Here is a 10168-nt window from a genome sequence, read left to right on the forward strand (position 1 = left end):
CCCCGCCGCCCCGGCGACCGCGGCCACGCACCGGGCCCCCGCCGTGACCGCGCCCGCCGCGCCCACGGCGCACGCTTCCGCCACCACCACGACCTCCGCCGCGCCGCCCCCGAGCGCTCCCGTCTCGCACAGCGCCCCGGCGCCCCACCGGACCGGCCCCGCCTCGTCCACCGCCCCCGCAACCCCGTCCCCGACCGCGGACTCCCCGTCCTCCTCCCCGTCGTACGGCGGCTGGGGCCACGGTGGCCACCACGGCGGAGGCGGCCACTGGCACGGCGGCTGACCGGTACGGCGCCGGCGACCCCGTCCCCGGCAGTCCCCTCCGCGTTCTTGTGGGCACGACCCCGTCGCCATCACAATGCGCATGACAAACGGGCGTCCGGAAGATCTCCGGGCGTCTGCGTCTCAAGAGGGGACCCCACATGAACAAGCCTCTCCTTGCCGCGCTCGCCACCCTGGTGATCACCGGGGCGGGCATGGCGCCGGCGGCCGCCGCCGCGCAGACCGGCGGTGCGGCGACCGCTCCCGTGAAGCGGTCGGCCCCCGCCGTCAAGGCCGTCGACTTCGCCGGCACCGTCTCGCTGAGCAACTGCTCCGGCTCCGTCGTCCGCCTCCCCGCCTCCGCGGACACCGACCCGGCGCTCGTGCTCTCCAACGGCCACTGCCTGGAAACCGGCTTCCCGAGCCCCGGCCAGGTCATCACCGGCCAGTCCTCCAGCCGTACCTTCGGCCTGCTCAACTCGGCCGGCACCAAGGTCGCCACGCTCCGCGCCAACCAGGTCGTCTACTCGACCATGACCGACACGGACGTCACGATCTACCGCCTGACCAGCACCTACGCCCAGATCAAGAGCTCGTACGGGATCAGCGCGCTGACCCTGAGCGACACCCACCCGGTGGCCGGCACCGCCATCAAGGTGGTCTCCGGGTACTGGAAGCGGATCTACAGCTGCAACGTCGACGGGTTCGTCTACCGCCTCAAGGAGGGCGACTGGACCTGGAAGGACTCCGTCCGCTACACCTCCGCCTGCAACACCATCGGCGGCACCTCGGGCTCGCCCGTCGTCGACACCGCCACCGGCAAGGTCGTCGCCGTCAACAACACCGGCAACGAGGACGGCCAGCGCTGCACGGAGAACAACCCGTGCGAGGTCGACGCGAACGGCAACGTGACCGTCCGCCAGGGCATCAACTACGCCGAGGAGACGTACCAGATACCCGCCTGCTTCACCACCGGCAACAAGCTCAACCTGAGCGCGAGCGGCTGCGTCCTGCCCAAGCCGTGAGGCCGTAGGGCTACAGGGCTATAGGGCTTTGGCTGTAGGGCTGTAGGGCTTCAGGCGCCGCGCGGCGGTGCGGCGGGCGGTCATGCCGGGGTGCGGCGGACCGCCCGTCCCGCCAGTACGTCCGTGCGGCGCCCGTCCTCGATCACGAACCGCCCGTCGACGAGCACGTACGGGATCCCGGTCGGCGGCGTGCGCGGCCGCTCGAAGGTCGCGCCCGCCGCGACCGTCGCCGGGTCGAACAGCACCAGGTCGGCGCGGTACCCCTCGCGCACCACGCCCCGGTCCGGCAGCCGCAGCCGGGCCGCCGGGCGCCCGGTGAGGTGCGCGACGCACTCCTCCAGCGACAGCACGCCCAACTCCCGCACGTAGTGCCCGAGATAGCGCGGGAAGGTGCCGTAGGCGCGCGGATGCGGCTTCGTTCCGCGCAGGATGCCGTCGGAGCCGCCGGTGTGGACGGGGTGGCGCATGATCGCCCGGACGTTCTCCTCGTGGCCCACGTGCTGGAGGATCGTCGTGCCCAGCCGGTCCTCGACCAGCAGCCGGCGGGCCACGGTCCACGGGCTCTCGCCGCGCCGCGCCGCCGACTCGGCGACCGTCCGGCCGACGTACTCGGCGAGCGCGGGGGCCGTGACGCCGGAGATCTCGATCGTCTCCCACTCCACCGGCACCCCGTGGCAGCCGTCCGAGCCGGTCTCCTCCAGGTCGTGGCGGATCCGCTCGGCGGCGGCCCCGTCGGCGAGCCGCGCGAGGACCCGCTCCGGGCCGCCCTCGCTCGCCCAGCTCGGCAGCAGGGCCACCAGCGTGGTGCAGCCGGGGGTGTACGGGTACGTGTCCAGGGTGATGTCGGCGCCGGCCGCCAGCGCGTCGTCCAGGAGCGCCAGCAGTTCCGGCGCCCGGCCCTTGTTCGGGCCGAAGTTCATGGTGGCGTGCGCGAGGTGCAGCGGGCAGTCCGCGTCCCGGGTGAGCGCCACCATCTCCGCGTACGCCTCAAGGGCGCCCGCACCGTAACTGCGGTGGTGCGGGCAGTAGTAGCCGCCGTGGCGGGCCACCACCCGACACAGTTCGGTGAGTTCGGAGTCCGGGGCGTACATGCCGGGCGTGTAGGTCAGTCCGGAGGACATGCCGACCGCGCCCTGCGCCATGCCCTCGGCCACCAGCCGCCGCATGCGGTCCAGCTCCTCGGGGGTCGCCGGGCGGTCCTCCCAGCCGACGGCGAGCGCGCGGACGGTGCCCTGCGGGATCAGATAGGCCGCGTTGACGGCGATGCCCTCGCCGTCGAAGCCGTGGTCGAGGCGGTCCAGGTACTCGCCCACCGACCGCCAGGAGAAGTCGATGTCGTCGCCGTGCCCGTTCCAGCCGGTGATCGCCCGGCGCACCTCGGCGAGCGTGCGGTCGTCCACCGGCGCGTACGACAGGCCGTCCTGGCCGATGACCTCCAGCGTGACGCCCTGGGCGGCCTTCGCGCTGTGGTCGGGGTCGCGCAGCAGCGCGAGATCGCTGTGGGCGTGCATGTCGATGAAGCCGGGGGAGAGGACCAAGCCCTCCGCGTCCAGCTCGCGTCTCGCTCTCGGCCGCCCGCAGCCGGCAGCGGCGGCCTCCTTGACGATCGAGACGATCCTGCCGCCGCGCACCGCCACGTCCGCGCGGTAGGAGGGCGCGCCGGTGCCGTCCACGACGTCCGCGTCCCGGACGACGAGATCGGCGAAGTCGGCCGTCTCGACCGGATCCATGGGTGACTCCTTCCACCGGCCCCGGGGACCGGTTCACGTTGCCGACCGGCACGGCGCGGAGGAGGGGCGCGCCCGTCCCGCCCGTGCCGCCCTCTAGAAGAACGTCCGCACGTACTCGGCGACCGTGCCGTCCGCCTCCGTCACCGGGATCAGGGGCCACTTGTCGAAGGACGTGCACGGGTGGGACAGGCCCAGCCCGATCCAGTCGCCGACCCGCAGGTCGGCCTCGGGCGCGGTGCTCAGCCAGGTGTGCTGGTCGGACAGACCGGTGATCGTGACGCCCGTCGCCGGGCGCTCGACGCCGTCCCGGCGCACCACCTGAGCGACGGGCAGGTCCAGGTCGTAGGCCGCGTCCCGCTTGCCCGCGTTGGCGAAGGCCTGCTCGGCCGACGGCCGGGACACCACCTGCGCCCACAGCCGGAACGCGGGCTCCAGAGTCCCCTCCCCGGGCACCCGGTTGAACGGCGTGACCTCCCGGTAGCGCCCGTCGTCGTGCGATACGTACGCGCCCGAGCGCAGCAGCTTCAGCACCGGCAACGAGAGCTCGGGGATCTCGGCGAACACGTCGGCCACCGCGTCGAACCAGGCGCTGCCGCCCGCGCTCACCACGATCTCCTCCGCCCCCCGGAACCGCCCGGCCCCGTCGAAGCCGGCCGCCAGGGAGAGCAGGCGCCGCAGATACGCCCGTACCCGCTCCGGGTCCGCCTCGGGGACCTCGCCCTCGTATCCGGCGACGCCGACCAGCCGCAGCGTCGGCGCGGCGGCCACCGCGTCCGCGACCGCCGCGCACTCGGCCTCCGTGCGCACCCCGGTCCTCGCGCCCGGCCCGGCCGCCAGTTCGACCACCACGTCCAGCGGCCGGGCGGCGCCGCGCAGCGCCGCGTCCATCAGCTCCACCCCGCGCACCGAGTCGACGTAGCAGACCAGGCGGAAGGACGGGTCGGCGGCGAGTTCGGCGGCGAACCAGCGCAGCGCGGCCGGGTCGACCACCTCGTTGGCCAGGAAGATCCGCCGCACGCCGAACTCCCGCGCCACCCGCACCTGGTGCGGCAGCGCGAGGGTGATGCCCCAGGCGCCGCGGTCGAGCTGGCGCCGGAACAGCCGCGGGGCCATGGAGGTCTTGCCGTGCGGCGCGAAGGCGAGGCCGTGGCGGACCGTGTACGTCTCCATCAGCTCCAGGTTGTGGGCGAGGCGCTCGGCGGACAGCGTGAGCACGGGCGTGGTGAAACCGCCGGTGAACAGGTTGCGGCGCTGCGCGGCCAGGGCGCCCACGGTCAGTCCGTCCGCGTCCGGCGGGAGGCCCTTGAAACGGTGGTCGACGCGTTCCTCGTCCAGCCCGGCGAGTGCCTCGATGTTCACGGAACCTCCCTGATCAGCGGCGTTGCATATCGTGCAACACTCATTGCGCATGTCGCTCACTGCTGTCTAACATCTCGGCCACGCGAGGTCAACGGACGTCCCCGCACCCCGGCACCGAGGAGCTACGAGCATCGTGACCGCCACCGGACCCCGCAATGGCACCGACGCCGTGGACGTCGTGGCGCTCGGCGAGTCCATGGTCGCCTTCCGGCCCTCCCGCCCCGGCCGCCTCGCCGACGTGCCGTCCTTCGAACGCGGCATCGGCGGCGCCGAGTCCAACGCGGCCTGCGTGCTCGCCGCCGCCGGACACTCGGTGCGCTGGGTGAGCCGGGTCGGCGCCGACGGCTTCGGCGACCACCTGGTGGCGGCGATCGGCTCCTGGGGCGTCGACGTCGGCGCCGTGGGACGCGACCCCGACCGTCCCACCGGCGTCTACTTCCGCACCGCCGGCGACCGGGCCACCGACGCCCACGAAGTGGCGTACTACCGGGCCGGCTCGGCCGCCTCCGCGATGTCCCCGGACACCGTCGACAGGGCCGCTCTGCGCGCCTGCCGCGTCCTGCACCTGTCCGGCATCACGGCCGCCCTCTCCGCCGGCTGCCTCCGGCTCCTGCGCGAGCTGACCGCCCCCGGGCCCGGCCGCCCGCTGATCTCCTTCGACGTCAACTTCCGGCCCGCCCTGTGGCGGGACGCCGACGGGCCGCGCGTGCTGCTGGAACTGGCCCGTCGCGCCGACCTCGTCTTCGTCGGCGACGACGAGGCCCGCGCCGCCTGGGGTCTGCGCGGCGGCCGCGCCATCAGCGACGCGCTGCCCGAGCCCGGCACGGTCGTCGTCAAGCAGGGCGCGGGCGGGGCGACCGCCTTCACCCGGGACACCGCCGCGTCCGAGGACGGCCGCGAGGACCGCGACTGCCTCGGCGACGGCGTCGCGACGCACGTCACGGCCCCAGCGGTCGACGTCGTCGCCCACGTCGGCGCCGGCGACGCCTTCGCCGCCGGGTTCCTCTCCGCCACCCTGCGCCGCCTGCCCGTCCGCGACCGCCTGCGCCACGGCCACCTCGCGGCCGCCGCCGCCCTCACCGTCCCCGGCGACCTCGCCCCGCCGCCCGGGCGCGGCCACGCCGACCGGCTGGCCGCCCTCGACGACGCCGCGTGGGGGAGACTTCGACTCGGCCCCGGCTGGACGCGCACCGCCCGGCGGGCCGACGAGGAGGGAGCCACCCCATGAGCCAGACCGTCGACCGTGCCCTGAGCATCCTGCCGCTGCTCGCCGAGGGACCCGCCGACCTCGGACGGGTCGCCGACCGCCTCGGCGTCCACAAGTCCACCGCGCTGCGCCTGCTGCGCACCCTGCACGAACACGGCCTGGTCTACCGCCAGTCCGACCAGCGCTACCGCCTCGGCGCCCGCCTCTTCGCCCTCGCCCAGGAGGCGATGGAGAACCTCGACGTCCGCGAGATCGCCCACCCGCACCTGATCCGCCTCAACGAGATCTGCGGCCACACCGTGCACCTCGCGGTGTACGAGGAGGGCGAGGTGCTCTACATCGACAAGGTGGACAGCCGCTACCCGGTGCGCATGTACTCGCGCATCGGCCGCCCGGTCGCCATCACCGTCGCCGCCGTGGCCAAACTGCTCCTGGCCGACCTGCCCGGGCCCGAGCGGCGCGCGGTCGCCGAGAAGCTCGACTACCCCCTCTACACGGCCCGTTCGACGCCCGGCCCCGCCGCCTTCCTGACGGAGCTGGCGACCGTGCGCGAACAGGGCTGGGCCACCGACCTCGGCGGCCACGAGGAGTCCATCAACTGCGTCGCCGCCCCCATCCGCGGCGCCGACGGCCGGGTGGTCGCCGCGATGTCGGTCTCCGCGCCGAACGTCGTCGTCACCGCCGACGAACTCCTCACCCTGCTCCCGCTGGTGCGCCGTACCGCGGACGCCATCAGCGGCGAGTACTCCGGCAGAACCCCCGTACCGACCCCAGACAGGGACACCGCATGACCGAGAAGACCGCCCTCACCCCCAAGACCCACACCGTCCCGCCCGCGAAGTTCTCCCACGGGGTCAGGAAGGGCAACATCCTCCAGGTCGCGGGCCAGGTCGGCTTCCTGCCCGCCGAGGAGGGCAAGGCTCCTACGCCCGTCGGCCCCGGCCTGCGCGAGCAGACCCTCCAGACCCTCGCCAACGTCAAGGCGATCCTGGAAGAGGGCGGCGCGAGCTGGGACGACGTGATGATGATCCGCGTCTACCTCACCGACGTGGACCACTTCGCCGAGATGAACGAGATCTACAACGCCTACTTCGAGGAGCAGGGCCTCACCCAGCCGCCCGCCGCGCGCACCACGGTCTACGTCGGCCTGCCCGCGGGGCTCCTCGTCGAGATCGACGCGCTCGCCGTCCTCGGCTGACGCCACCGCGGGACCGCCTCCCGTGACCTCCCGCTGAGCCGGGGCCACCCCGCGCCCCATCCCCCCCCCCGCACCGCCGCACGGCACGGCGCCCACCACCCCCGGGCGCCGTGCCGCGATCCCCCCTGCCCGAAAGCCCCATGCACGCAAGCCCCTCGCACCCGTTACGCCCCTTCCGCCCCTTCCGCAGAGGACCCCCGCATGTCCCCTTCGCTCGCCGCCGCCCCGGCCGCGCCCCCGCACACCGGCGGTCTGCTCCTCCTCGTCGACGGCACCACCGGCCTGCTGCTGGTGGCCGGCATCGGCATCGCCCTGCTGCTCTTCCTGATCATCAAGGCCCGGCTCCAGCCGTTCGTGGCGCTGCTCGCCGTCTCCATAGCCGTCGGCCTGCTGGCCGGCCTGTCCGTCACCGAACTCTTCGGCACCGTGCAGCGCTCGGACGCCGTCTCCACCATCGAGTCCGGCATGGGCGGCATCCTCGGCCACGTCGCGATCATCATCGGCCTGGGCACCATGCTCGGCGCGATCCTGGAGGTCAGCGGCGGCGCCGAGGTACTGGCCTCGCGGCTGCTCGGCCTCTTCGGCGAGCGGCGCGCCCCCCTCGCCATGGGCCTGACCGGCCTCATCTTCGGCATCCCGGTCTTCTTCGACGTCGGCATCTTCGTCCTCGCGCCGCTCGTCTACGCCGCCGCCAAACGGGGCGGCAAGTCGATCGTCCTGTACTGCCTGCCGCTGCTGGCCGGCCTGTCCATGACCCACGCCTTCCTGCCGCCGCACCCCGGCCCGGTGGCCGCGGCCGGCCTGCTGCACGTCCAGCTCGGCTGGATCATCCTCATGGGCGTCGTCTGCGGCGTCCCCGCGGTGCTGGCCGCCTGGGCCTACGCCGCCTGGATCGGCCGGCGCGTCTTCGTGGAGGTGCCGCAGGACATGGCCGAGGCGGCCGAGGAGGCCCGGCGGGCGGTGCTCGCCGAGCAGCGGGCCTCGGGCGTGGCGCCGAAGGAGACGCCGGTGGCGCTCGGCACCGTCCTCGGGATCATCGGCACGCCCCTGGTGCTGATCCTGGCCGCCACCTTCTCCTCGGTCGCGCTGGACCCCTCCACCGGCCGCTCGGTGATCGAGTTCTTCGGTCACCCGTTCGTGGCGCTCACCCTCGCCCTGCTGCTCGCCTACTACCTGCTCGGCATCCGCCGCGGCTGGTCGCGCAAGTCGCTGGAGGCGGTCTCCACGGCCTCGCTGAAGCCGGTCGGCAACATCCTGCTGGTGGTCGGCGCGGGCGGCGTGTTCGGCGCGGTGCTGAAGGCGAGCGGGGTCGCGCAGGCGCTCTCGGACACCTTCAACGGCGTGGGCCTGCCGGTGATCGTGCTGTCCTACCTGATCTCGCTGGTGCTGCGGGTCGCCCAGGGCTCGGCGACGGTGGCGATCGTGACGACGGCGGGCATCGTCGCCCCGCTGCTGTCCGAGGGACACCACTCGCAGCCCTTCGTCGCCCTGGTCATCATGGCGATCTCGGCCGGCTCGATCTTCGCCTCGCACGTCAACGACGGCGGTTTCTGGATGGTGGCGAAGTACTTCGGCATCAGTGAACGCGACACGCTCAAGACGTGGACGGTGCTGGAGAGCGTGCTGTCGCTCGCGGGCTTCGCGGTGGCGGCGGTGCTGAGCCTGTTCGTGTGAGCGGACGGGCGTGCGACCGAACGGTCAGGCGCGCGGGGCGTGTTGTACGCGTCTGATAACGAAGTCGGGGCCGACGGTGCCGGGCACAGGATTGTCGACCATACTGCCCGCTGTGGAGCAGCGCATAGGTTCGAGCAGCCGGCCCCTGAAGAACGAGCCCGTGAAGGGGGCCGGCTTCGACCCGGCCTTCATCCCCGGCCTCACGCCACCCGCCCAGGACGGGCGGCCGGCGGACGCGGGGCCGGGGACGGAGTCGGAGTCGGAGGAGACGCCGCGGGCGGCCCCGGGGCCGCGGGACGCCGTCCCGGAGCCGGCCGACGAGGCGCCCGCCGCCGAGCCCGCCGACGCGGGGAACACCGGAGCGGACGCCGAGGCCGCCGTGGACGGTCCGGTGTTCGAGGCCGCCGACCGCCGGGCGCGGATCGTCGCCGACCACCGGGGCGTACGCCTGAGCCTGGACGACCAGGAGTGCGAGTTCCGCTGGGACGAGATCGGCGCGGTGGAGACGGAGACCCCCCGCTTCGGCAAGCGCTTCACGGTGACGGTCCACACCCCCGAACGCCGCTGGTACCCCATCGAGATCGAGGCGCCGGCCAGGTCCCGGTTCGCCGAGTGGGAAACGCGGCTGGACGCGGTGCTGGACGCGTACTTCGAGGAGGGCGCGGCCGAGGACACCGACACGGCCGAGGCGGCCGACACGGCTGAGGCGGCCGTCACAGCCGACGCGCCCGACACGGACGACGCGCCCGACGTCGAGGAGCCGTCGAAGGAGAAGTGACCGCCCGCCGCCCGCCGCCCGCGGCCGCCGCCCGCCGACGCCCGCCGCTCCCCGCTGACGTCCCGCCTCCGAAAAACTTTCCGGGCCCCGTGAAACATCCCGGAGGGTCCACCGCATCAATGGGGTGAGAGTGCCAGGGAGGGCACGGGAGCCGCGGGGGAGCGTGCATGAGGCAAGGGCGCGACGACGGCTATCCGGAGTTCGCGGCGGCCCGGGCCGGACACCTGTACCGGTCGGCGTGCCTGCTCACCGGAGGGGACACCCATCTCGCCGAGGACCTGGTCCAGGAGACCCTCGGCCGGGTGTACCTGAAGTGGGGGCGGATCTCCGCTGCGGACAATCCGGCCGGTTACGTCCAGACCGTGCTCACCCGTACCTTCCTGGCACACCGCCGCCGCCACAGCAGCCGCAGGGAGCGCGCCACCGACGTACTCCCCGAGGTCCCGGGGGCGGCGGACGGTGACGCCTCGCTGCGGCTGACCCTCTTCCAGGCCCTCGGGCAGCTGCCCGCCAAGGACAGGGCGGTGGTCGTCCTGCGCTACTGGGAGGACCGCAGCGTGGAGGAGACGGCCGCCGCGATGAACACCAGCTCCGCCGCCGTCCGGACGCGGTGCGTCCGCGCCCTGGCCCGGCTGCGGGCGCTCCTCGGCGACGCGCTCGGCGAGTACGCCAGACCCTGAGCCGTACGGGAACGGCGGCCGTTCCCGTCCCCGCGCCGCCGGCCGCGCTCCGATCGCTCACCCGCTCGATCCTCCACCTGACCCTCCATGTCCGAGAAATGGCGGTTCGTCATGCCTGACGCAGATCACGACTCCTTCGAGGAACGGTTCGCCCACGCCCTGCGGGACACCGGTGCGCGCCTCGACCCGGCCCGGCGCGACCTGCCCGCGGAGGGCGCGGCGCGGGACCGGCGGCCGCGCGCCCGGCGCCGGGCCG

9 protein-coding genes and 1 pseudogene are annotated in these 10168 nt (G+C 73.9%); 8 read left to right on the top strand and 2 right to left on the bottom strand.

Annotated features, from left to right (window positions below; all coding sequences use genetic code 11):
- Both ABEB07_RS11145 and ABEB07_RS11150 read left to right on the top strand, forming a co-directional pair.
- Positions 1–283: pseudogene (locus tag ABEB07_RS11145) on the top strand (hypothetical protein); the annotation flags it as partial.
- A gap of 139 nt (positions 284–422) precedes the next feature.
- Positions 423–1286: a S1 family peptidase gene (locus ABEB07_RS11150; protein ID WP_345668128.1), complete on the top strand. Its 864-nt coding sequence runs from the start codon at positions 423–425 to the stop codon at positions 1284–1286.
- Positions 1287–1366: 80 nt separating this feature from the next.
- Here the strand turns inward: ABEB07_RS11150 and ABEB07_RS11155 are convergent, their stop codons facing one another.
- The gene (locus ABEB07_RS11155) at positions 1367–3016 is read right to left on the bottom strand and encodes an N-acyl-D-amino-acid deacylase family protein (protein ID WP_345668129.1); all 1650 of its coding nucleotides are present in this window, start codon (positions 3014–3016) and stop codon (positions 1367–1369) included.
- 93 nt (positions 3017–3109) lie between these two features.
- Positions 3110–4375 carry an amino acid deaminase gene (locus ABEB07_RS11160; RefSeq protein ID WP_345668130.1) on the bottom strand — a complete coding sequence of 422 codons (1266 nt, stop codon included), beginning with the start codon at positions 4373–4375 and terminating at the stop codon, positions 3110–3112.
- A 133-nt stretch (positions 4376–4508) separates the two neighbouring features.
- On the opposite strand from ABEB07_RS11160, the gene ABEB07_RS11165 reads away from it, so the two are divergent.
- The 6 genes from ABEB07_RS11165 to ABEB07_RS11190 all read left to right on the top strand — a co-directional run bounded on the left by ABEB07_RS11165 (position 4509) and on the right by ABEB07_RS11190 (position 9912).
- Positions 4509–5603 (top strand): sugar kinase, encoded by a 1095-nt coding sequence (locus ABEB07_RS11165; RefSeq protein WP_345668131.1) that lies wholly within the window; start codon positions 4509–4511, stop codon positions 5601–5603.
- Positions 5600–6373, top strand: coding sequence for an IclR family transcriptional regulator (locus ABEB07_RS11170; protein WP_345668132.1), 774 nt, complete (start codon positions 5600–5602; stop codon positions 6371–6373). The genes ABEB07_RS11165 and ABEB07_RS11170 overlap by 4 nt, the downstream gene beginning before the upstream one ends.
- On the top strand, positions 6370–6780 hold the full coding sequence (locus ABEB07_RS11175; protein WP_345668133.1) for a RidA family protein: 411 nt from the start codon (positions 6370–6372) through the stop codon (positions 6778–6780). The genes ABEB07_RS11170 and ABEB07_RS11175 overlap by 4 nt, the downstream gene beginning before the upstream one ends.
- Positions 6781–6981: 201 nt before the next feature.
- Complete coding sequence (locus ABEB07_RS11180; protein ID WP_345668134.1) at positions 6982–8454, top strand: GntP family permease; 1473 nt, start codon at positions 6982–6984, stop codon at positions 8452–8454.
- A gap of 112 nt (positions 8455–8566) precedes the next feature.
- The gene (locus ABEB07_RS11185; RefSeq protein WP_345668136.1) at positions 8567–9232 is read left to right on the top strand and encodes a hypothetical protein; all 666 of its coding nucleotides are present in this window, start codon (positions 8567–8569) and stop codon (positions 9230–9232) included.
- A 167-nt stretch (positions 9233–9399) separates the two neighbouring features.
- Positions 9400–9912, top strand: coding sequence for a SigE family RNA polymerase sigma factor (locus ABEB07_RS11190; RefSeq protein ID WP_345668137.1), 513 nt, complete (start codon positions 9400–9402; stop codon positions 9910–9912).
- The last annotated feature ends 256 nt before the right edge of the window (positions 9913–10168 follow it).

Origin of the sequence: Streptomyces similanensis, from assembly GCF_039543625.1 — a bacterium.
In the GTDB taxonomy this organism is placed as follows: Bacteria; Actinomycetota; Actinomycetes; order Streptomycetales; family Streptomycetaceae; genus Streptomyces; species Streptomyces similanensis.

Bases quoted from the DNA above. Each gene is read 5' to 3' on its own strand.
- ABEB07_RS11150 (WP_345668128.1), top strand. From the start codon at position 423: ATGAACAAGCCTCTCCTTGCCGCGCTCGCCACCCTGGTGATCACCGGG.
- ABEB07_RS11155 (WP_345668129.1), bottom strand. From the start codon at position 3,016: ATGGATCCGGTCGAGACGGCCGACTTCGCCGATCTCGTCGTCCGGGAC.
- ABEB07_RS11170 (WP_345668132.1), top strand. From the start codon at position 5,600: ATGAGCCAGACCGTCGACCGTGCCCTGAGCATCCTGCCGCTGCTCGCC.
- ABEB07_RS11175 (WP_345668133.1), top strand. From the start codon at position 6,370: ATGACCGAGAAGACCGCCCTCACCCCCAAGACCCACACCGTCCCGCCC.
- ABEB07_RS11180 (WP_345668134.1), top strand. From the start codon at position 6,982: ATGTCCCCTTCGCTCGCCGCCGCCCCGGCCGCGCCCCCGCACACCGGC.
- ABEB07_RS11190 (WP_345668137.1), top strand. From the start codon at position 9,400: ATGAGGCAAGGGCGCGACGACGGCTATCCGGAGTTCGCGGCGGCCCGG.